21 protein-coding genes and 1 riboswitch are annotated in these 21487 nt (G+C 50.0%); all 21 genes read right to left on the bottom strand.

The features are described 5' to 3' along the window. Complete coding sequence (locus ACRC6Q_RS03995; RefSeq protein WP_223640262.1) at positions 1-642, bottom strand: TetR/AcrR family transcriptional regulator; 642 nt, start codon at positions 640-642, stop codon at positions 1-3. Positions 643-657: 15 nt separating this feature from the next. After that, positions 658-1797 (bottom strand): acyl-CoA dehydrogenase, encoded by a 1140-nt coding sequence (locus ACRC6Q_RS03990; protein WP_223640259.1) that lies wholly within the window; start codon positions 1795-1797, stop codon positions 658-660. Between the two features lie 19 nt (positions 1798-1816). Beyond that, on the bottom strand, positions 1817-2953 hold the full coding sequence (locus ACRC6Q_RS03985; protein ID WP_223640245.1) for an acyl-CoA dehydrogenase: 1137 nt from the start codon (positions 2951-2953) through the stop codon (positions 1817-1819). Between the two features lie 18 nt (positions 2954-2971). Continuing rightward, complete coding sequence (locus tag ACRC6Q_RS03980; RefSeq protein WP_431465858.1) at positions 2972-3823, bottom strand: 3-hydroxybutyryl-CoA dehydrogenase; 852 nt, start codon at positions 3821-3823, stop codon at positions 2972-2974. A 2-nt stretch (positions 3824-3825) separates the two neighbouring features. Then, complete coding sequence (locus tag ACRC6Q_RS03975; RefSeq protein WP_431465857.1) at positions 3826-5019, bottom strand: acetyl-CoA C-acetyltransferase; 1194 nt, start codon at positions 5017-5019, stop codon at positions 3826-3828. Positions 5020-5368: 349 nt separating this feature from the next. Then, positions 5369-7504, bottom strand: a complete 2136-nt coding sequence (locus ACRC6Q_RS03970) for a (Fe-S)-binding protein (RefSeq protein ID WP_223640236.1) — start codon at positions 7502-7504, stop codon at positions 5369-5371. Positions 7505-7773: 269 nt separating this feature from the next. Further along, a complete protein-coding gene (locus tag ACRC6Q_RS03965; RefSeq protein ID WP_431465856.1) occupies positions 7774-8451 on the bottom strand; it encodes an alpha-ribazole-5-phosphate synthase in 678 nt (225 codons plus the stop codon). Further along, positions 8441-8923, bottom strand: coding sequence for an ECF transporter S component (locus tag ACRC6Q_RS03960; RefSeq protein WP_223640215.1), 483 nt, complete (start codon positions 8921-8923; stop codon positions 8441-8443). Before ACRC6Q_RS03960 ends, ACRC6Q_RS03965 begins: the two co-directional genes overlap by 11 nt. A gap of 1 nt (position 8924) precedes the next feature. Further along, positions 8925-9515, bottom strand: coding sequence for a cob(I)yrinic acid a,c-diamide adenosyltransferase (locus tag ACRC6Q_RS03955; protein ID WP_223640212.1), 591 nt, complete (start codon positions 9513-9515; stop codon positions 8925-8927). Then, on the bottom strand, positions 9487-9918 hold the full coding sequence (locus tag ACRC6Q_RS03950) for a bifunctional adenosylcobinamide kinase/adenosylcobinamide-phosphate guanylyltransferase (RefSeq protein WP_431465855.1): 432 nt from the start codon (positions 9916-9918) through the stop codon (positions 9487-9489). Before ACRC6Q_RS03950 ends, ACRC6Q_RS03955 begins: the two co-directional genes overlap by 29 nt. Continuing rightward, positions 9870-10454, bottom strand: a complete 585-nt coding sequence (locus ACRC6Q_RS03945; protein ID WP_431465854.1) for a histidine phosphatase family protein — start codon at positions 10452-10454, stop codon at positions 9870-9872. Before ACRC6Q_RS03945 ends, ACRC6Q_RS03950 begins: the two co-directional genes overlap by 49 nt. Next, positions 10427-11197 carry an adenosylcobinamide-GDP ribazoletransferase gene (cobS, locus tag ACRC6Q_RS03940; protein ID WP_223640189.1) on the bottom strand — a complete coding sequence of 257 codons (771 nt, stop codon included), beginning with the start codon at positions 11195-11197 and terminating at the stop codon, positions 10427-10429. The genes ACRC6Q_RS03945 and cobS overlap by 28 nt, the downstream gene beginning before the upstream one ends. Continuing rightward, on the bottom strand, positions 11194-12651 hold the full coding sequence (locus ACRC6Q_RS03935) for a cobyric acid synthase (protein WP_223640186.1): 1458 nt from the start codon (positions 12649-12651) through the stop codon (positions 11194-11196). Before ACRC6Q_RS03935 ends, cobS begins: the two co-directional genes overlap by 4 nt. 4 nt (positions 12652-12655) lie before the next feature. Further along, positions 12656-13204 carry a bifunctional adenosylcobinamide kinase/adenosylcobinamide-phosphate guanylyltransferase gene (locus tag ACRC6Q_RS03930; RefSeq protein WP_223640183.1) on the bottom strand — a complete coding sequence of 183 codons (549 nt, stop codon included), beginning with the start codon at positions 13202-13204 and terminating at the stop codon, positions 12656-12658. Beyond that, positions 13186-14265 (bottom strand): pyridoxal phosphate-dependent aminotransferase, encoded by a 1080-nt coding sequence (locus tag ACRC6Q_RS03925; RefSeq protein ID WP_223640180.1) that lies wholly within the window; start codon positions 14263-14265, stop codon positions 13186-13188. The genes ACRC6Q_RS03930 and ACRC6Q_RS03925 overlap by 19 nt, the downstream gene beginning before the upstream one ends. After that, a complete protein-coding gene (gene cbiB, locus ACRC6Q_RS03920) occupies positions 14252-15205 on the bottom strand; it encodes an adenosylcobinamide-phosphate synthase CbiB (RefSeq protein WP_223640177.1) in 954 nt (317 codons plus the stop codon). Before cbiB ends, ACRC6Q_RS03925 begins: the two co-directional genes overlap by 14 nt. After that, entirely contained in the window at positions 15202-16668 is a 1467-nt protein-coding gene (locus tag ACRC6Q_RS03915) for an adenosylcobinamide amidohydrolase (protein WP_431465853.1), read from the bottom strand. The genes cbiB and ACRC6Q_RS03915 overlap by 4 nt, the downstream gene beginning before the upstream one ends. Positions 16669-16670: 2 nt before the next feature. Then, positions 16671-17663 carry a FecCD family ABC transporter permease gene (locus ACRC6Q_RS03910; protein ID WP_431465852.1) on the bottom strand — a complete coding sequence of 331 codons (993 nt, stop codon included), beginning with the start codon at positions 17661-17663 and terminating at the stop codon, positions 16671-16673. Then, a complete protein-coding gene (locus ACRC6Q_RS03905) occupies positions 17656-18633 on the bottom strand; it encodes an ABC transporter substrate-binding protein (RefSeq protein WP_431465851.1) in 978 nt (325 codons plus the stop codon). Before ACRC6Q_RS03905 ends, ACRC6Q_RS03910 begins: the two co-directional genes overlap by 8 nt. A gap of 416 nt (positions 18634-19049) precedes the next feature. Next, positions 19050-19236: riboswitch (cobalamin riboswitch) on the bottom strand. A 47-nt stretch (positions 19237-19283) separates the two neighbouring features. Continuing rightward, positions 19284-20945, bottom strand: coding sequence for an arginine--tRNA ligase (gene argS / locus ACRC6Q_RS03900; RefSeq protein ID WP_431465850.1), 1662 nt, complete (start codon positions 20943-20945; stop codon positions 19284-19286). Further along, positions 20945-21352, bottom strand: coding sequence for a DUF1934 domain-containing protein (locus tag ACRC6Q_RS03895; RefSeq protein ID WP_431465849.1), 408 nt, complete (start codon positions 21350-21352; stop codon positions 20945-20947). The genes argS and ACRC6Q_RS03895 overlap by 1 nt, the downstream gene beginning before the upstream one ends. Between the last annotated feature and the right edge of the window lie 135 nt (positions 21353-21487).

Raw genomic sequence — 21487 nt, 5'->3', positions numbered from 1 at the left:
TCAAGCCCCCTGTATTGAGATGTTTTCCCCTGCCATCCCCTGCAAAAGAAATTTGGTTTGCATGTCGATAAATTGTTGGATGGTGAAATCGTTTAACGCCCACCGTCTGAAAGCCCACATCTGTCCCTGGACGAATAAATGATGGGAAGCCATGACCACTTCTTCCGGAGTCATCTTGATTTCCCCGTTGTCGACGCATTGCGTCAACAGGCGCTCGAAAATCGCCACCATTTCAAGTTCTTTCTTCAACACGTAGCTTAATGCGTCTTTCGGCAAGGATTTGGATTCCTGGTACATGACCACGAATTCATCCTGCATATCGTCGATCAATGTGTAATAATGTTCGATCGCCGTCACCAATACGCTGACCGAGCCCTGTTCGATATCGAGCCGGTCCAGACGCGTGTGCACTTCATCGTAGATGGAGTCACAGACGAGATACAGCACATCTTCTTTGGTCCGGATGTATTCGTATAACGTACCGATGCTGAAACCGGCTGCTTTTGCAATTTCCCGCGTCGTCGTCCGGTGAAAGCCTTTTTCTTTAAAAAGCGTGACAGCCCCGCGAATCATTTGTTCGCGGCGCTTTTCAATCAGGCTTTCGTCTTTCACGGAGGACTCAATCTCACGCTTTTTGTTCATAAGGCAACCCTCCGCTTATTTCGTGACCATCCGGGAAATAACCAGACGCTGGACTTCCTGCGTGCCTTCGTAAATTTGCGTAATTTTCGCGTCGCGCATATAGCGTTCGACCGGATAATCTTTCGTGTAGCCGTAGCCGCCAAATACTTGAACCGCTTCGACTGTCACTTTCATAGCTGTATCGCCGGCCATCAATTTCGCCATCGCCGACTCTTTGCTGTAGGATAATTTATTTGATTCCAACCAAGCTGCCTGGTAAGTCAACAGGCGGGAAGCTTCGATCGAAGTCGCCATATCCGCCAATTTGAATGAAACCCCTTGGTTTACTAAAATCGGCTTTCCGAATTGCTCACGCTCTTTGGCATAGTCGATTGATGCGTCAAGCGCGCCTTGTGCGATGCCCACAGCCTGTGCTGCGATGCCGTTGCGTCCGCCGTCAAGCGTCTGCATCGCGATCTTGAACCCTTGGCCAAGCTCGCCCAAAACGTTTTCTTTCGGTACACGGCAGTTATCGAAAATGATTTCTGTTGTCGGACTTGAACGAATGCCGAGCTTGCGTTCTTTTTTGCCGACCGAAAAGCCTTCGAAATCTTTTTCAACGATGAATGCTGTCGTGCCTTTATGTTTCGATTCCGGATCCGTTACCGCGAATACGATATAGATATCCGCAATGCCGCCATTGGTGATGAAGATCTTCGAACCGTTCAGCACATAATGATCGCCATCTTCTTTTGCAGAAGTGCGCATCGCGCCCGCATCTGATCCTGAAGCCGGTTCTGTTAAGCCGTATGCACCAATTTTTGTGCCTTCAGCCATCGGGCGAAGGTATTTTTGCTTTTGCTCTTCTGTTCCGAATGTGTAAACCGGCCATCCGGCAAGTGAAGTATGTGCAGATAATGTAACTCCCGTTGACGCGCAAACACGGGACAATTCTTCAACTGCGATGCAATACGCCAAATAATCCGAACCGATTCCGCCGTATTCTTCCGGCCATGGAATTCCTGTCAGGCCCAGTTCAGCCATTTTGTCGAAAATTTCACGGTCAAAGCGCTCTTCTTCGTCGCGTTCTTCCGCGGTTGGCGCCACTTCTTTGTTAGCGAAATCTCTTACCATTTTGCGGATCATTTCGTGTTCTTCAGACAGTTGAAAATTCATTTTCCATTCCTCCAATTAATTACTTGATTAGTTGTTTACTGATGACGATGCGTTGAATCTCGCTGGTGCCTTCGTAAATTTCGGTCACTTTTGCGTCGCGGAACAGGCGCTCGACTGGATAATCTTTCGTGTAGCCGTAGCCACCGAAAACCTGGATAGCTTCAATCGTCACATCCATTGCGGCTTTCGACGCGAAAAGTTTCGCCATGGAAGCCTGTTTATTGCAATCTTTGCCTTTGGAATAGAGGTCCGCAGCGTTGTAGACCAGCAGTTTCGCTGCTTCCACCTGCGTCGCCATATCTGCCAGTTTAAAGCCGACGCCTTGTTGCTGTGCAATCGGTTTTCCAAATTGCTCACGCTCTTTGGCGTAGGCGACTGCATACTCGTATGCCGCTTCGGCGATGCCGAGCGCTTGTGCCGCGATACCGATCCGTCCCACATTCAAATTCGCCATCGCGATGCTGAATCCTTTATTTTCTTCGCCTAACAGGTTTTCAGCCGGTACCCGCATGTTTTCGAAGGTCAATTGGACCGTCTTCGAACCATTAAGGCCCATTTTCTTTTCATTTTTTCCGATGATCAAGCCCGGCGTATCCTTTTCAACGATGAAAGCCGAGATTCCGCGAGAACCTGCGGAAGGTTTTGTAGACGCGAATACGATATACGTATCGGCCTCGCCGCCATTGGTGATAAAGACTTTCGAGCCGTTCATGACATAATCATCGCCGTCCAGCACAGCTTTTGTCTTAAGGCTGGCTGCATCCGATCCTGCCGAAGGTTCTGTCAGGCAAAAAGCGCCCAGATATTCCCCGCTCGCCAGTTTTGGTACGTATTTTTCGATTTGCTGCTGTGATCCGAAATTAAGGATCGGGTTGGTGCCGACAGACGTGTGGACTGATAAGATAACCCCAACCACACCGCTCGCTTTTGATAGTTCATGGATAGCTGTGATATAAGAAGTAAAATCCATTTCCGAGCCGCCGTATTTTTCCGGTGCCGTTATGCCCATCAATCCAAGCTCGCCCATTTTCTTCAGAATAGCTGTTGGAAATTCGCCGTTTTCCATGTTTTCGATAAACGGTGTAATCTCCTCTTTCGCGAAATCTCGCACCATGTTGCGCATCATAAGTTGTTCATCTGTAAAGTGCAAATCCATTACGGTTCCCCCTAATAATTAAGTGTATTCATAGAAACCGCGTCCGGTTTTCTTGCCGAGCCAGCCTGCTTTGACGTATTGGCGCAATAACGGGCTTGGGCGGTATTTGCTGTCGCCAAATCCTTCATGCAGTACTTCCATAATGTACAGGCAGGTATCCAATCCGATAAAATCAGCCAATTGCAGCGGCCCCATTGGGTGGTTCATGCCGAGTTTCATGATGTCATCGATCGCTTCTTTGGTCGCAACACCTTCCTGAAGTGTGAAAATCGCTTCATTGATCATCGGCATCAGAATGCGGTTCGCGACAAATCCCGGGAAGTCGTTCACTTCCACAGGTGTTTTCGACAATTGAACCGTCATTTCTTCCACTATTTTGTAGACTTCATCGGAAGTTGCCAAACCGCGGATAATTTCCACCAATTTCATCACCGGTACCGGATTCATAAAATGCATGCCGATGACCTGCTCCGGGCGATTGGTGACTGCCGCGATCTCTGTGATTGGAAGTGACGACGTGTTCGTTGCCAGGATCGCGTGCTTTGGCGCCACTTCGTCCAGCGTTTTAAAGATGCTGTGCTTGATGGCCATGTTCTCGACAGCCGCTTCGATGACGATATCGACGTCATGCGCATCCTTCAGATCAAGCGATGCGGTGATGCGGCCGAGGACTGCTGTTTTTTCTTCTTCGGTCATGCGCCCTTTTTCAACATTGCGGGTCAGGTTTTTGGTGATGGTCCCGATTCCCCGCTCGTAGGCTTCTTGTTTCATATCATTCAATTTCACATTCAATCCTGCTTGTGCGCAAACCTGCGCGATGCCGGAACCCATTTGTCCGGCGCCAATGACCATTACATTTTGAATCGACATGCTTATTTTGCCTCCTTAGGAACTTCGATCATGACCGCGTCGCCTTGACCGCCACCTGAACAGATGGCTGCGATGCCGATGCCGCCTCCGCGGCGTTTCAACTCGTAGGCTAATGTCAGGATGATCCGTGCACCGCTCGCCCCGATTGGATGCCCGAGTGCAACTGATCCACCGTTGACATTGACTTTTTCAGCGTCCAAACCAGCGATTTTCGAACTCGCCAGCGCAACCGCCGCGAATGCCTCGTTGATCTCAAACAGATCGATATCATCCAGCGATTTACCGGTTTTCTTCAGTAATTCATTGATGACGATACCAGGCGTTTCCGGGAAACGATGCGGCTCGATCGCCACTTCGGTGTGAGACAAAATATGCGCCAAGACGTTTTTCCCTTCATTCTGTGCACGTTCTTCACTCATCAGCACAAGCGCCACCGCCCCATCATTGATGCCGGGCGCGTTTCCTGCAGTGATTGTTCCGTCTTTGCCGAATGCCGGCTTCAGTTTCGCCAATGCATCGATGGTAGAATTGGCGCGTGGCGCTTCATCAACATCCACTGTAATGGGATTCCCTTTGCGCTGCGGAATGTCGATGGCGACGATTTCTTCAGAAAATAGATCCTTCGCTTTAATGGCGCGTTCATGTGAACGGGCGGACCATTCGTCCTGCGCTTCACGCGTCAGGTTAAAATCTTCTGCGGTCGAGTTTCCGTATGTCCCCATATGGACTTTGTCGGGATGAAATGAGCAGGATAAACCATCATGGACCATGCCATCAACGACTTGAGCATCGCCCATGCGAAGGCCCCAACGCGCTTTCGGGAGATAATAAGGTGCATTGGACATGGACTCCATGCCGCCTGCAACGATGACTTCTTCATCACCTAAGCGGATGATCTGGTCTGCCAATGTGACGCTGCGCATGCCGGATGCACATACTTTATTGATTGTTTCGGATTTGACGTTGTAAGGAATCCCTGCTTTTTTCGCTGCCTGGCGTGAAGGGATCTGCCCTTGCCCTGCCTGCAGAACATTGCCCATGATGACTTCCTGGACATCTTCCGGCTGGATATCTGAACGGCTCATTGCCGCTTTGATCGCTTCTGCCCCGAGTTCGCTTGCCGTCAATGTGCTCAAGTTTCCTCCGAATTTCCCGAATGCTGTACGTGCCCCATCGATGATGACTGTTTTTGCCATGAATATTTTCCTCCCCTTTTCGTTTTCGTGTAAACGGTTTCAAATGTATTAAAAAAATATAATTGGTGAGTTAGGTTGATTTAACTTTTTGTCATGACTCTATCCCACCGTGGATATTCCACAAACCAGCTCATAAAAACCCGGTGCTCCTACATCGCTTCGCTAGCTTCGTCGCAAATTTTTTTGAGCTGAATTTCATTCAACTCATAAAATTGACTGAACGCTCGCTCGGTTTGATTCCAAAAGAAAAGGGAGCATTCACTCCCTTCCTTCTTTTGCTTATGCTGTTATTCTACTCAATTTTCTGTCATTAAGCAATTATTAATTATTGAAGCGTTCTTGTGGATGTTTACTGGACAATCGCTTCCGGTTCTGGTGTTTCGTTTCCGAGAACGGCCATTTCCAACAGTTCAGCCACATCGTATGTGCCAACCTCGTCTTCGACTTCTTTGGCTTTCGTTCCATCTGACAGCATCGTCAGGCAGTATGGACAACCGGAAGAAATCATTGTCGGGCTGACTTCGAGTGCCTGTTCAGTACGGGCCACATTGACGCGATGGCCTGCGTCTTCTTCCATCCACATCATTCCGCCGCCGGCTCCACAGCACATGCCGTCTTGTCGGTTACGGACCATTTCGACCAATTCCACGCCTTCGATCGCTTTCAATATCTCGCGCGGTGCGTCATAGACATCGTTGTAGCGGCCGAGGTAACAGGAATCGTGGAACGTGATTCGTTCGTTCACCGGGAATTGCGGTTTCAAACGTCCGTCCTGCACCAGTTCGAACAGCATTTCGGTATGGTGATAAACTTCAGCTTTGAAACCGAAATCCGGGTATTCATTTTTGAAGATATTGTAAGCATGCGGGTCAATCGTGACGATTTTCTTGACTTCCGCTTTTTCAAATTCTTTGATATTGCCTGTCGCCAGTTCCTGGAACAGGAATTCGTTTCCGAGGCGGCGCGGCGTATCTCCAGAGTTCTTTTCTTTGTTGCCGAGAATCGCGAATTTCACACCGGCTTCATTCATCAGACGGGCAAATGACAAAGCGATTTTTTGTGAGCGGCTGTCGAATGAACCCATCGATCCAACCCAGAAAAGGAATTCGAATTCTTCGCCTGCTTTGTTCATTTCTTTTACTGTCGGAATCGAGATATCTGGACGTGCATCTCTCCAGTTCTCTTTTTCTTTGCGGTTAAGGCCCCAAGGATTCCCTTGCTTTTCGATGTTTGTCATCGCGCGCTGCGCATCTTTGTCCATTTTCCCTTCCGTCATTACCAGGTAACGGCGAAGGTCGATGATTTTATCGACGTGCTCGTTCATAACAGGACATTGGTCTTCACAGTTACGGCAAGTCGTACATGCCCAGATTTCTTCTTCTGTGATGACGTCTCCGATCAAGCTCGGGCTATATAGTTCGTCGATGCTGATTCCTTCAGCACCGGCAGCCATCGCCAATTGGTTTCCTTGTGTATTGCTGAATGCCATTGCCGGCACCCATGGTTTTTTCTGTGTCATGACCGCACCTGTGTTTGTCAGGTTGTCACGGAGTTTTGTAATAAGATCCATCGGAGACAACATTTTTCCTGTCCCGGTTGCCGGACACATATTCGTACAGCGTCCGCATTCTACGCAGGCGTAAAAATCGATCATTTGCCCCTGAGTGAAGTCGGTAATTTTTCCAACACCGAATGAAGGCATGGCATCCGGATCTTCTTCATCTTCCATTTCTTCAAAGTTGATCGGCTTCAAGCGTCCGACATGATCAACTCGGTGGAACCAGGTGTTGACCGGCCCGAAGATCAAGTGAGCGTGCTTGGATTGTGGAACATAAACCAGGAACGTCAGCAGGAACAATAGATGCGCCCACCACATAACGTAGAAAATCGTTACAGTTGCAGCTTCAGGCAACCAAGCGAAGGCAGCCGCCACAAGTGAAGCAACGGGTTCTGTCCAGGCACCTTCGTGGCCGTGCCAGATCATGTTCATTCCGTTGCCGATCAACACGGTCACCATCAGTCCACCAATAAAAATAAGGACAAGCCCCGATTTCCATCCGCGCTTCAAGCGAACCAATTTTTCGATATAGCGTCTATAGAATGCCCAGACCACTGCAACCAAAATCGTCAACGTCACGATTTCCTGGAAGAAAGTGAAGGCCGGGTAAAGCGGGCCGAGCGGCAAATGTGAATCCGGAGATAGGCCTTTGATGATGAAATCAATGGCGCTCGCCTGAACCAGCAGGAAGCCGTAGAAGAACATGACGTGGATCGTACCGCTCTTCTTATCTTTCATTAATTTCTTTTGTCCAAAAACATTGACCATAACTTTGCGCAATCGCTCGTTGAAATTCTCTTCAAACTCAACCTTTTTCCCGAGTTTGATAAAATCATATCTCGACTTCAATAAATAAATGAAGAGATAGATGGCGTAAGCGGTTACAGCTATGAATAAAATCCAGTTGGCAATAAGCAATGGCTCCATCGTGATATCCCCCTTGTGTGTATATTCTAAAAATTCCATACCCAAAGTCTACGTGAATGAGAACAACTTGTCGATACTATGTTCTATATTAAAATATGAATGAGCATTCAGTCAACAACTATTTAAAAGAGTTTTCAAATTTCGGCTTTTGACTATTTACTATCCATAAGATACCAGTTCAAGATTGTAAAATCTACAGTTTTTTTGCTCCTCGAATAAATTTTCCCTCGACAAAAAAACATCATCCACTCATGGATGATGTTTCTGCTCTATTGGAATTCGATCGGAAAAAGTTGTTCTTTGAAATAATCTTGAACACGTCCTCTATTTGACGGCAGGACACCGATCAGGACGCAGGTCGCCGGCCCAGCGGAGCTGTCGACGTCAGGAACTGTGGAAAATCCCTTTGACTTGCCCATCAACAATTCCACTTCATGCGCGATGCCTTTCGATCCGACTGGCCAAACACGTTCAATTAGCTCCGATTCAAAAGCTTTCTTGATGGCAGCGAGATTGGCGACTTGATCTGCCTTCGCCAGGACATCTTCCCCGACTAGTGGAACACCGTAGACGAACCACTGCAGCGATTCGGCAGGCGGCTGTGTCCGTTGCTGTTTGCCGATCATTGTCACGGCGATGCCGGATTGCAGCGTCGGCATATTGGTTTCTGAGCTTCCTGAAACTGGCGGCACTGGCGTTTCTGCTTCAGCGAAAAGATTGGCGATGCCGTGCATATAGACATCCCATCGATCGGCCCCGCTGAAGTTGTGCAGCAGTATTGCCTGCGCTTCGCTGCCCGCCGCCCATTGCTCAAGGAGCGCAACCCGCGCCGCAAACTTAGCCGTTATGGCATCGGGAGCGTAGACCACATCCTGCTGCTTTTCACCGATTGCAGCTGAATTATCTGAAGTGATGACAAAGCCGCCGATCAAAAGTTCATGACGCATGCAGAGACCCTCCACGAACTTTTAGCACATAAGGCATCAGCATCGCTGCAACCCCGACATTGATCGCGGCCGCAATCACCAGCCCGGGCACCGACGCATAGAAAAATGCCGGTGACAGCAGGAAATAGAACGGGATTGCCGCAAGCACTCCGTTGCCGATGATGAATGCCGGCCATTTCAGCCATTGGTTGCCGGACTGATGCAGCTTCGCGAACAGCCACACCACTGCCCACATTTCAAACGCGATGATCAGATGAAACGGCCCGAGTGGCATGCCCCCGAACAAAGCTGAAATCAAATGGCCGAATGCCGCAATCGTTCCGGCGAGCGGCGCTGAAAAGAACAGCACGGCCACTAGTGCCGGCATCGAATCGAGCGCGATGGACGCGATGCCGAGCGGAATCTTGATCATGCCTCCGATTGCGGATAAGCTGATGAAAAGAGCCGCAAGTGCCAATTTTCTCGTCGACAACTCAATCCACCGACTTTTTGCTGCGCCCGCCATTCTTGAACACTTTGGCGCTGCGCACATATTCGTTATCCGGCACATTCGCACGCGAATTGACGACGCGCGATGCGGCGAACAGGTAGTCAGACAGACGGTTCAAATAACGCTGGACTACAGGCGGGAAATCTTCCCCTGCCCTCATCAACGTCACTGTCTGGCGTTCTGCACGGCGTGTGATGGTGCGCGCAATATGAAGCGTTGCTGCTGCAGGAGATCCCCCAGGCAGGATAAAGCGTTCCAGCAAAGGCGGTTCCTCCATCAATTCATCGATGCGCTTCTCCAGAACTTCTACCGGCTCTTCCGTCATTTTGTAATTGGGTTCTTTGCGGACATCGGCCAAATCGCCGCCACAGTCGAATAATTCATTTTGGATTGCTTCCAGATCCGCCAGCAGATCGGCATATGTCTCCGGCTCCAATTCAGTCATCGCCTTGCCGATAAATGAATTCACTTCGTCAATCGTGCCGTATGCTTCAACGCGCGGCGCATCTTTATCTGTACGCGCTCCGATCAAACTGGTTTGCCCTTTATCCCCTGTTTTCGTGTAAATCTTCATCTTTATCCGCCCCTTTAATTTTTTCTGGTATGCCGTACCAAATCCGTGTAATTTCTTCAGCTTCGGAAAATAAAAACTGATACAGCCGTCCGATAACATCGCGTATTTCGCGCTCGATGCGTTCGGTCGGTACGATGCCCCGGTTCAGATCCGTTAAAACCCAAATTTGCTGTGCTTGGCCATGGCCAGCTGTTCTCCTCACTTGCCCGATCAGTTGTTCTTCTGACAGCCCCTGTTCAAGCTGCTGTTTCACCCACAGCTCCAAACCGGCGATGACAACAATGGTTTCAGCAGCTGCCGGTGCAGGTAACCGGCCTTCATTCCAGTCGATATCCTGTTTTTTCAATTGCTCTTTCACATAGTGCCGTTTGCCGTTAAAGGCTCCACCGAAAACGATGTGCATAATTCCCGCTCCTCGAATGCCTGTCGGCTTTGCCAGGTCAAAATGTGGCAGCCGCCGTGCAGCGCAATTTGATCTTGAAATCTTTCACCCAACGCCTGAGCCATCAGGTATCGAATCGGGCCGCCATGGAGAACCAGCGTCACTTCGCTGCCCTTCGGCAGTTTCTTTATGCCCTGTTCGACCCGCTTCACCATGTCGTTCAAACTTTCACCGCCAGGGGGCCGGATATTCCATGGTTCGTTTATCCAATTCCGGTACAACTGAATCTCTTTCAGTTGTTCATAGGTTTTCATTTCCCATTCGCCGAAATGGCATTCCCGCAAATCCCGGTTTGCCCGGTAGACCGCATTTGGAAATAGCACCTCGGCCGTCTGCCGGCAGCGTTTCAAGTCACTGCCGATAACATTCTTCAATGCCAGGTCAGGTTCTGCCTGAAACGGCAAGATCGACTCGTCCGTCCAGCCGATATAGCGTTTTTGTTGATTGCCTCGTGTAGGGGCATGACGGATTAAACGAAGAACAAAAGGCTGATCCATAATAGAATCTCCACTCCTTCCACATAAGCACCAAACAAGTCACCCGTCACCCCACCGAAATTCCGCAAGCACCAAGCGCGGAATAGCCAGAGCGAAACGAGCAGGAGCACCAGCAATATAAAGGCGATTCCGAAACTCGTGCTCCAAGCCAGGAAGGCAAAACTGACAGCCAATAAACTAACAGCTGCGAGCTTCAGTCTCTTATGATCCGCATGCTGCTGAAAGAATGCCGCCAAACCTTCCCGCTTCGCTGATTTCGTGGAGCTGAATAGAATCAACAAACCGATTCTGGATAAGATCGGAACAAATAAAACCAGCACCAGCGAAACAAGTTCTATGGATTCTGCTACGATAATGATTTTCCCGACAATCGACAGCAGCAAAACCATGGAACCGAACGCGCCAATCCGTGGGTCGCCCATAATATCAAGTCGTTTTTCCCGGTCCTGGTAAGAGAAAAAAGCATCTCCTGTATCAGCCAGGCCGTCCATATGCAACCCACCGGTCAGCACGATACTGATGACAACAACTACAAAACCGATCATCAGCGAACTGGTGTCAGTTGTTTCCCGCAGCAGCCAGACCGCCCCTGCCAGCGTGCTGCCAAATAACAGGCCCAATAAAGGCAACATGGCATACATAGCCGTGATAGGGGCTTTTTCCATCGGCAGCTGCTTTTTCACAGGAATCACCGAGAAAAATTGAAGCACCAATAGAATTCCTGTTCCCAGAAGGCGGATCATCGGCTTCCCTCCATTATTTCTTCGACTTTCTGCCAGTTCAGATGCCGCCTGACATGCTTTGCCCAGCGGTCAAAAGGATCCTCCAGCTTTTCAGGCGCGGGCAATGGCAGGTTCTTCTGCTTTCGGATCGGTGCCAGGAAAGCGGTACGGCAATGGGGCTCACGGAAAAACCCATGCAGATGCGTGCCCAGCAGATGGCCGTGGAAATAACCTTCGACAGAACGTTCACAGCTTATAAGCGGGTGTTCCGTCCCAGACACGTTGCCGTGATGAATCTCGTAGCCGGACACGCTGATTATTGCTTCTGCAAACTTCACCGTTCCGCTCTGCCTTTGGACTACTTTCTGTTCTTGAAAATGGACACGCATATTCGGCACCAAACCAAACCCTTCTTCGCTTTCTGCAGCAAAGCCGTCATGGCCTTCCGGGTCCGACAGGGTTTCGGCAAACATCTGATAGCCTCCGCATAAGCCGACAATCCAGGTATCCTCCTTCAAGGTTTGCAGTTTGGCGCTAAGCCCCTGCTCCTTCCAATAGCGCAGATCAGCAATCGTGCTTTTGGTGCCCGGCAGCAAAAGGATATCCGGCTGTCCGATGTCTTCGACCGTTTCCGCCCAGCGGATCGTCACATCCGGCTCATTCAGGAAGGGTTCGATATCCGTAAAATTCGAGATATAAGGATGCCGGCAGATCACCAGTTCAATCGCATCTTCTACGCTAGATACCCGCTGCACCGCCTGAACACCGAGTGAATCTTCCTGTTCGATTTCATGGCTGGCCATATAGGGGACGACACCGAGCACGGGAATGCCCGTATAGGATTCCAAGAAACGGACACCGTCATCAAAAAGTCGGGCATCCCCGCGGAATTTATTGATGATCAGCCCTTTCACACGCTCCCGTTCCGGAATCAAGGCGAGCGTTCCGACAATCGAGGCAAACACGCCGCCGCGTTCAATGTCGGCAACGAGAATCACCGGTACATCCGCACGTTTCGCAACTGTCATATTGACCAGTTCCCGGTCGTTCAAATTGACTTCGGCCGGACTGCCGGCTCCTTCGATGATTAAATGGGTAAAATCTTTTGCCAGATTGCCCAGTGCCTGATCGATTGCAGCCAGCCCTTTTTCATAAAATTGTGCCCGGTAGTCCATGCCGTCCATCGTTTCCAGTTTATTGCCGAAGAGGACCACTTGCGATTTCATGCCGCTTTCAGGCTTTAAGAGGATTGGGTTCATATCGGCAGTCGCCACTGTACGGGCAGCTTCCGCCTGCACGCCCTGCGCACGGCCGATTTCTTCGCCCAGCACGGTCACATAGGAGTTATTCGACATGTTCTGTGATTTGAAAGGAGCTACTTTCAGTCCCTCATCAGAAAGTATTCGGCAAAAAGCTGTACAGATCATGCTTTTACCGACATCTGAAGCGGTGCCTTGAATCATTATTCCGCGCATCTTTTCACTTCCTTCTGAATGCCAGCCCATTTTCCATTTCGATAGCCTGATCTGCTTGCTGCACGAGCCAAATATGGATGCGCCCGAGCCAGCTTTGGTAAAGTTCGTCGCGCACGAAGTCGTCCAGCACTTCGTTCGAGACGACTGTCAATAAATCAACGGTTTCCAGCATTTCGAGAATCGTCTTTTGGAGGCTGTTCCATTTCTGTTCCATGCACCCTGGCTTTTCGGCACACACGCTGCCTGTCTCCCACCCTTCGTACAGTTCATTGGCGAGCCAAGTCGTCACACAATCCCATAGTACCAAGTCTTCCGCTTGCAGTTCATCCAGAACACTGTCCATACGATAGGCCTTTTCGATTGTCTGCCAGCCATCTTCCTGACGATCTTTCCGGTGGCGTTCAATGCGGTCTTTCATTTCTTCATCGTAAGCCCGTCCGCTCGCCAAATAGATTTTCCGGCGGTTGCCGGCTGCGCAGACGATTGACTCTGCATAAGCGCTTTTGCCGCTTCGGACCCCTCCGCTGATAAAAATCAATTGCCCTCGAGCCATTCCTTAATCGCCTCCCGCAATATGTTCATGTTTTCGGTTGACTTCATACCAATTCGGAACCATTTGCCATCCATCCCCTGGAACGATTCGGTATGCCGCAGGACGACTCCTGTTTTCAGGAGCTCCCTAAAAAATGCAGCGGATCTATCCGGGTCCGGCAGTTGGAAGGCCAGGAAGTTGACTACAGAATCACTTGTCCGGCATTGGTTCCTCGCCAAAAACTGCTGCATCTTCCGACGTTCTTCCGTTGCAGCCGTAATGACTTTGCTGCGGTAAGCCGCTTCGGCCAAGCATTGGGCACCGATGGCCGCAGATAAGGCGTTGACGTTCCAATGCGCCGCCCCCTGCTTCAGTTGGCCAATCGTTTCGGCCTGGCTGATCACATAACCGAGGCGGAGTCCTGGTATCGCATACATTTTAGTCATCGACCGAACGATGATGACATCCGGAAAGCTCATTAAAAATGGCATAAAGGATGCTTCTTCTCCAATAAAATCGATAAACGCCTCGTCGATGACGAGTTCGCAGTTATTTTCCAAGCAAATCTGCGCGATCTCCTGAAGTTCACCCAGGTTCAGCAATGTACCTGTAGGATTGTGCGGGTTGCAGATATACAGAGCCGCACAACCTGAAATTGCCTCCTGAACGTTTTGGGCCGTCAATCGCCAGCCGGTTTCCGGTTGCAATTGAATCTCTTTAATCCGGACATTTTCCGCTTCCAGTGACTGGCGATATTCGGAAAATGCCGGTTCGACCAAGACCACCTGCTGGCCACGGTATCTTCTGGCCAGCCAAGTGAAAATCTCGGCCGCGCCGTTTCCTGCAGCCACTTGATTGGCTGCGACCCCATGGTATTCTGCAGCGGCCGTACGGAACGGTTCTCCGTCCGGATCCGGATAGGAACGGGTTAAGGCCAGCATTTCCGGCCATTGCTCCACCAGAAAATCCGGCGGTCCGAATGGGTGGACGTTTTCACTGAAATCCAAAATATGTTGTGGCGGACTGATGCCTGCCTGTTTGTATAAACGCAGCGGATTGGCTCCGTGATTAGGCAACTCCAAGCAAAATTCCTCCTAAGGCAAATAAAATGAAAAAACCCATGGTGACCGTCTGCATATGGCTGACGGCATCCTTGATATGATGCGCTTCCAGTGGATGAATCGGTCTTCCCATACGCGCACGGTCCGACTCGACTCCCTTGTAGCGGTTCACTCCACCAAGTTCTACCCCCAATTGCACGGCAGTCGCCGCTTCCAGCCAGCCGCTGTTCGGGCTCGGGTGCTTCGGAGCATCCCGCAGCCATTCTGAAAAACGCTGACGCATGGTCAGTGAACGCTTATTTTCCGTCATCAATAAAATCAACATCCCCGTCAGTCGGCTCGGAATAAAGTTCAAGACATCGTCCGCTTTTGCGGAGGCAAAGCCGAATTTCTCATACTCCTCATTCTGGTAGCCGACCATCGAATCCAGCGTATTGACCGCTTTGTAAAGCCATAAGCCGGGTGCGCCTAAAAGAAATGCCCAGAACAACGGAGCTGTTACCCCGTCACTGGTATTTTCTGATACCGTTTCTACGACGCCTCTCGTAATTTCGCTTTCACTTAACCCAACGGTATCTCTGCCGACAATCCATGACAATTTCTCTCGTGCCAGTTCCATGTGTTTGTTCGTCAGCGGATTGTAGACATCCATCGCTGCATCCTTCAGGCTCTTTTGGGCCAGGCCCGAAGCGATGAGCAGTGCTTCAACAGCAATTCCTGCAAAGACATTCAGTGAATAGGCCAAAAAAACAATCGCGTATACGATCAAAAAGGACGAAACTGCAATCGTCGCCAGCAGCAGGAAACCGTTTCGGAAGGCGTTCGGCCCGTGGTTCCATCGTTTGGTCAGCTTGGTGATGGCTGTGCCGATCCAGCGAACCGGATGCGGCCAATTCGGTGGATCACCGACGATGCGGTCGATGGCCAATCCCAGCGCAATGGCACTCAAATGAGGAATCATATGCTTTTCGCTTTCGCCTGCTGGTAGAGTTTGAGCGCTTCGATGGTGCATTCAAAAACACCGACACCGATCAATTTTCCAAGTTCGGTGATAGGTCCCGCGTAAGGCAATTGTTCGCCCTGCTGCGTTGCCGCCACCAGGCAGCTGTCCGTAGATGTGCCCGTTGCGATCGTACCCGTCAACGGATCTTTGACCTGTTCCTGCTGGAGTGCTTTTGTTTTGGCTTCTGTCGCGGTGATCATCGCCTGGATAAAAGCTTCATCTGATAATACACCATTGACCAGTATCCATGTGTTGATGGTCCCGACGCGCAATGTACGCTCCACGGCTTTCGAGACATCCACGCCGTTGCCGACGCCCGCCGTAACAGCAATCACGACAGAACCGAATGGACCAAGGTATTCTTTGATGATGGCGTCCTGCGTCTGGACAGCGGTCATCATCCCTACCGTATCCGTCGTCTTCAATCCGCTCAGTTCAATGAAATCGGACATTTCCTGGACGCTGTCATTGATATTATAAAAAGCATCCACATGGCGGTTCATAAAGTTACGGAACCATCCGGAACCCGCGTTGACAACCGCTGAAGAAACCGTCTTTAACGGAATCGGGCTTTCATAAAGGACCATATCTTTGGAAATCTGAAATTCCTCAGCGCGTATGGTGTGGAAATCGGCTTCACGTTCGATCCCAGGCAATAAAGTGATCTGCGGCTTCGGCAATTCAGGATGCGGATGATTGCTGACGCGTGTATGATAGACCGTTTCGATGTCCTGTTCCCGAACCACTTCATGCGGTTCGCCGATCCGGACAACCTGTCCCCGGTCCAGCAACAGCAATTGATCGCAATACATCGACGCCAGGTTGATATCATGAAAAATGGAGACAATCGTCAAGTCTTTTTCGATGGCCTGCTTTTTAATGGTGTCGAGTAATTCCTTCTGATGGTTGATGTCCAGATGGTTGGTCGGCTCATCCAGCAACAGAATCCCTGCATCCTGCGCCAGTGCCTGAGCCACAAAGACGCGCTGTTGTTCGCCGCCCGACATCCGGTCGATCTGAGTTTTTTCGTAATGGCTGATGTCCATCAGGCGCATCGCCTCCAGTACGGCCTGCTCATCTTCTTCCGACCAGGAAGAAAACCAGCCGCTTTGATATGGGTATCTGCCAAGTGAAATCGTTTCCCGGACGGTATGGGCAAAAGCGTGGGCATGCAATTGAGGCAAGACCGCCATTTTTCTGGCCAAATCCTTTGCCGGAAAATCAGCAACCGATACACCGTCTATCCGGACATCCCCTTTTGCTGCCGGCAGCACGCCGCTGATCAGTTTCATCAGGGTCGATTTGCCGCTCCCGTTTGGTCCTAAAATACCGAGAATTGAGCCTTTATCGACAGTAAACGATACGTCTTTGACGATATCCTGATCGCCGTAGCCGCCTGTCAGCCCTTTTATTTCAAGCATAGTTAAGCTCCTCCTTTGCGTTGTCGGAAAAAGATGAATGCAAATACCGGCGCTCCAATAAAGGCGGTAATGACACCGATCGGCAATTCCGTCGGTGAAATGATGGTTCGTGATACCAAATCACAGACAATCAAAAGAGCTGCTCCGTTGATGAACGATAAAGGCAAAACGTGCCGATGGTCCGCCCCCCATAGCAACCGGGTCATATGCGGAACGACCAAGCCGACAAAGCCGATGGTTCCTGAAACCGAAACAGCTGCTCCCGTCAGTACCGAACCACCGATTAAAATCGTCATTTTGCTCTTTTTGACATCCACACCCAAATGCTGCGCGCGCTCTTCCCCGAACAGCATGGCGTTCAACTCACGGCGCTTCAGCCATAAAACGAAAGAGCCGATCAAAACGAAGGGCAGCGCCATCCGCACGTATGGCCAGCCCCGCATCGACACACTGCCGAGCAGCCAGCCGATGATTTGGCGCAGTTCTTCCCCGGTCAACGCGATCATCAGGGAAATGATCGATCCGAGAAATGAACTGAAGATGATGCCTGTCAAAATGACCGTTTCCATTTTCATGGAGCGATCCACCAGCTTAGCGAAGCTCATGACGGCAAGCATCGTCAAAAGCGCACCGATCATGCTCATGACCGGTAAGGTGAATGGTCCCAGAAACGGAATCGAAATACCAAAAAAGAGCGTCATCACAGCGCCGACTGAGGCACCGGAAGACACTCCCAAGGTGTAAGGATCGGCCAGTGGATTCTTCAGAAGCCCCTGAAACGCTGCACCGGCAATCGCCAGCGCCGCACCGACAAGCCCTGCTAAAATGACACGGGGCATGCGGATGTTCCATAGTATATTGGCAGCTGCTTCATCCGCTGACGGATTCCACAGCACGACCGGTGAAATGGAGACCGTTCCGACCGTTACTCCCAGCAGTACGGCTCCTGCTAAAATCAGCAGCGAGACGCTGTATGCCAGTACATTCTTAGTCATTGAAAACTTCAGGGTAAACAGCTTGCGCCATTTCCATCAGCCCTTCTGATAAGCGTGGGCCTGAACGGGTGAGCATATCCGAATCCAGGTTATAGACAGCATCTTCTTTAACAGCAGTCACTTCTGCGAAGCCGCTGCGTGATTTGATCTGTTCGACAGCGTCTTCTACATAGGCACCCTCAGTTGTAATGATCACATCTGGATTAGCCGCAACGATGGCTTCCGGATCCATGCTTACCCAACCTTCCAAATCGCCGGCTACATTTTCAGCGTTGATGAGTGTCAGCATTTCGTCCATAAATGTCCCTTTACCGGTCGTATAGATGTCCGGCTGGCTGCCAACTTCCAAAAAGACTGTTTTCGGCTCTTCGATTGTACTTGCCAGTTCCTCGATTTCCGCCACTTGTACTTCCATTTCTGAAACAATGCTTTCCGCTGCTTCCATCGTACCGGTCGCTTGCGCGATAACCGTGATGGAATCATAGACTTCTTCAAAACTGATCGCATTATTGACGACGAATACATCAAGTCCCGCATCACGCAATTGCTGTAAGCCTGCGTCTCCGACACCCAGTCCGGATTCATGGGCCAGCACCAAGTCCGGCTGAAGGCTGATGATTTTCTCCACATTGAATTCCTGGCCGCCGATTTTCTCGACTTCTGTTGCCTCTTCCGGGTAATTGTCAAAATCCGAGACCCCGACCATTTTGTCGCCCGCCCCTAACTCATAGACGATTTCCGTATTCGACGGCACCATTGAGACAATAGCTTCCGGTTCTTCCTCAATGACCACTTCTTCCCCGACTGCATCCGTCATGGTCACTGGAAATTCAACATCCACCACTTCTGTCGGCGGTTCTGCCGGTGTTTCCACGTCTTCTTCTTCCACCGGTGTTGCCGTATCTCCGCACCCTGCCATTAAAACCGCGGCCAACCCTGCTGTTGCTCCAAATTTCCAAATCTTCTTCATGAATAAAACCCCCTTGTTGTTTGTAATGCTTTATCTATATAAATTGAACTAATAATTTGTAGTAGTAGATATTCCGTAAAACAGCTACGCTTTCCAGCGGGCTCGCGCCCAATCCTCCTCGTCCGCTGCGCTCCCTGCGGTGTATCGGTCGTCTCGCTAAGCCGCAGGAGTCTTCGCTGTTTTGCTCCATATCTTTAGAGTTTTCTCTGATAGTCGCAGCGATATATAAAATGCTATTTCTTTAGCTCAACTTATCTAGCCATTTTATTAAATGATAGAAATAACTCCTTAAACAATTCAGGTACAAAAGGTTGAAAAATTTTCTTGGGAACACAAAATCCCCCGCAGCAAACTGCGAGGGATGGAAAGGACGCCATAAAAAAGCATGCGCATCCAGCCTTTCCTCGCAGGCGTTTGGGTGTGTCGTCATAAAGGCAGGTCTCCTGGCTTGTGGTCGTCGGTTTCTGCACCTTCCCAAAGCATCGCTTCAGTGGCATCTAGCAGATTCCTCTCACATACAGTGGCGGGACCGCGCCGGAATTGAACCGGCTTCCCTTTTAACTCATGTTCTTAGACATAAGCACCTTTATGAATTGTTATCATATTCTGTTACTTCTCTATTATTATACACCTAAACGCGGGTGTGTTTCTTACATTTTTTCCGGAGCTGCAACGCCGACTGTTTTCAATGCATTGGCTAAAGTCGTTTTCACGGCTGTGATCAATGCGAGACGGGCGCCAGTCAATTCCGGATTCGACGCGTCCAATACTTTATTGGCATTGTAGAAGCTGTGGAAATTGGATGCCAATTCATGGATATAGGTCGTAACTCTATGAGGCGCGCGCTGCTTCGCTGCATCGGCGATCACTTGCGGGAAATCCCCAATTTTCTTCAGGACATCGATTTCTTTCTCAGAAGTCAATAAGTTCAACTGTCCTTCTGAAGCCAACAGACCTTGCTCCTCTGCCTGGCGCAGAATTGAAGAGATGCGGGCATGAGCATATTGCGAATAAAAGACCGGATTTTCATTGGACTGTGAAACGGCCAAATCCAAATCAAAGTCCATATGCGTATCGCCTGAACGCATCGCGAAGAAATAACGCACCGCATCCAAGCCGACGAGTTCAACCAGTTCGCGCATCGTCACCGCTTTACCGGTACGTTTGCTCATCTTCATCTTTTCGCCGTCTTTGTACAATTGCACCATCTGGATGATGCTGACTTCTAGCGTGTCGCGGTCATAACCAAGTGCCTGGATCGCCGCCTTCATGCGTGGGATATAGCCGTGGTGATCAGCTCCCCAGACATTGATGAGCTTGTCGAATCCGCGCTGCAATTTGTCTTCATGGTAAGCGACGTCGGGCATCAAATATGTGTACGTGCCGTCATTCTTGATCAACACGCGGTCCTTGTCATCTCCAAAGGTCGTTGAACGGAACCAAGTCGCCCCATCTTCTTCGTAGACATGCCCATTGGCACGGAGTTTAGCCAACGCATCATCAATTTTGCCATTTTTGTAAAGGGATGATTCAGGATACCAAACGTCGAATTCCACGCGGAAGTCCGCCAGATCCTGCTGCAATTTCGCCAATTCCACTTTCAATCCGTGCTGGCGGAATGCTTCAAAGCGCTCTTCGTGGGTCATGCTGACGAATTTATCGCCATGTTCCTGGACTAGCGCGTCCGCGATGTCTTTAATGTCCTGTCCACGGTAGCCGTCTTCCGGCATGCTGTCGCCTTTGCCTAGCGCTTCAAAATAACGTGCTTCGATCGACAAAGCCAAATTGTTGATTTGATTGCCGGCATCGTTAATGTAATATTCGCGTGATACTTCGTATCCTGCCAGGTCCAATACATTGCACAGCGAATCGCCGACTGAAGATCCACGGGCATGGCCCAAGTGCAGATCGCCTGTGGGATTGGCTGATACGAATTCCACCTGGATGCGTTCGCCGCCACCTGCTGTTGAACGGCCATAATCGGCTTTCTGCTCCAGCACGGTTTTGATGACATCCTGCAAATAATCCTTTTTGATGGTGATGTTGATGAAGCCTGGTCCGGCAATTTCAACTGTCTGGATATTTGCTGCATCTTTATCGAGGTTTTCGACAATCGCTTCGGCAATGGCGCGGGGCGGCTTTTTCGCCAAGCGTGTCAATTGCATGGCGATGTTCGTGGCGTAATCGCCATTCGCTTTATCTTTCGGCGATTCGAGTTGGACTTCAACCGGCTCGGTCGTCAATTCCGCTTTTTCGATCGCTTCTTTAAACGCTGTTTTAATCGCATGTTGAACTTTTTCTACTGCATTCATCATTTAGCCTCCATAAACTGTATTTCCATTTCGTATTCGCCGACATGATCCGCGCCAAGCGTAAGGTCGTAGCGGACCATGAACCGCGTATCGCTGACCGACAGCTCGTGCGCTTTTGTCGTCAGCATGAATGACCCCTGTTCATTGGTCAGATTGCCGGTTTGTTCTTTATGTAATAAAAAAGGTAGCCGCATCTGCAGGCCGCCGCTTCTCATGATCACCGCTTCATTTTCTTGAATTTTGACCGTCGTCCGGATTTCAAGTTCGTCCTGCTGCTCCGCATATTGCAGATAGCGCAGCTCGTTTTTTTCCGTCAAGGTGCCTTGGGATTCCAACGTCATCACTTGCTCTTCCATATCCGGCTGGCGGATCGTCGTCGTCAGTTTGATCGTCACTGTCTTTTGCATGGCTCTCCGCCTCCCCGTCCTTTGATAACCTTTATATTATAGCTTGACTCGACTGTTTTTTTCAATGAAGGATTGGCAGGAACTGCAGATTAGACAAAAGACCACATATTTTGGCCTCAGCCAAAGCTACGTGGT

This window comes from Planococcus sp. SE5232 (assembly GCF_050686535.1).
Classification (GTDB): Bacteria; Bacillota; Bacilli; order Bacillales_A; family Planococcaceae; genus Planococcus.
This window is presented reverse-complemented; position numbering and strand designations above follow the sequence as displayed.

Bases quoted from the DNA above. Each gene is read 5' to 3' on its own strand.
- ACRC6Q_RS03995 (WP_223640262.1), bottom strand. From the start codon at position 642: ATGAACAAAAAGCGTGAGATTGAGTCCTCCGTGAAAGACGAAAGCCTG.
- ACRC6Q_RS03990 (WP_223640259.1), bottom strand. From the start codon at position 1,797: ATGAATTTTCAACTGTCTGAAGAACACGAAATGATCCGCAAAATGGTA.
- ACRC6Q_RS03985 (WP_223640245.1), bottom strand. From the start codon at position 2,953: ATGGATTTGCACTTTACAGATGAACAACTTATGATGCGCAACATGGTG.
- ACRC6Q_RS03980 (WP_431465858.1), bottom strand. From the start codon at position 3,823: ATGTCGATTCAAAATGTAATGGTCATTGGCGCCGGACAAATGGGTTCC.
- ACRC6Q_RS03975 (WP_431465857.1), bottom strand. From the start codon at position 5,019: ATGGCAAAAACAGTCATCATCGATGGGGCACGTACAGCATTCGGGAAA.
- ACRC6Q_RS03970 (WP_223640236.1), bottom strand. From the start codon at position 7,504: ATGGAGCCATTGCTTATTGCCAACTGGATTTTATTCATAGCTGTAACC.
- ACRC6Q_RS03965 (WP_431465856.1), bottom strand. From the start codon at position 8,451: ATGCGTCATGAACTTTTGATCGGCGGCTTTGTCATCACTTCAGATAAT.
- ACRC6Q_RS03955 (WP_223640212.1), bottom strand. From the start codon at position 9,515: ATGAAGATTTACACGAAAACAGGGGATAAAGGGCAAACCAGTTTGATC.
- ACRC6Q_RS03950 (WP_431465855.1), bottom strand. From the start codon at position 9,918: ATGCACATCGTTTTCGGTGGAGCCTTTAACGGCAAACGGCACTATGTG.
- ACRC6Q_RS03945 (WP_431465854.1), bottom strand. From the start codon at position 10,454: ATGGATCAGCCTTTTGTTCTTCGTTTAATCCGTCATGCCCCTACACGA.
- cobS (WP_223640189.1), bottom strand. From the start codon at position 11,197: ATGATCCGCCTTCTGGGAACAGGAATTCTATTGGTGCTTCAATTTTTC.
- ACRC6Q_RS03935 (WP_223640186.1), bottom strand. From the start codon at position 12,651: ATGCGCGGAATAATGATTCAAGGCACCGCTTCAGATGTCGGTAAAAGC.
- ACRC6Q_RS03930 (WP_223640183.1), bottom strand. From the start codon at position 13,204: ATGGCTCGAGGGCAATTGATTTTTATCAGCGGAGGGGTCCGAAGCGGC.
- cbiB (WP_223640177.1), bottom strand. From the start codon at position 15,205: ATGATTCCTCATTTGAGTGCCATTGCGCTGGGATTGGCCATCGACCGC.
- ACRC6Q_RS03915 (WP_431465853.1), bottom strand. From the start codon at position 16,668: ATGCTTGAAATAAAAGGGCTGACAGGCGGCTACGGCGATCAGGATATC.
- ACRC6Q_RS03910 (WP_431465852.1), bottom strand. From the start codon at position 17,663: ATGACTAAGAATGTACTGGCATACAGCGTCTCGCTGCTGATTTTAGCA.
- ACRC6Q_RS03905 (WP_431465851.1), bottom strand. From the start codon at position 18,633: ATGAAGAAGATTTGGAAATTTGGAGCAACAGCAGGGTTGGCCGCGGTT.
- argS (WP_431465850.1), bottom strand. From the start codon at position 20,945: ATGAATGCAGTAGAAAAAGTTCAACATGCGATTAAAACAGCGTTTAAA.
- ACRC6Q_RS03895 (WP_431465849.1), bottom strand. From the start codon at position 21,352: ATGCAAAAGACAGTGACGATCAAACTGACGACGACGATCCGCCAGCCG.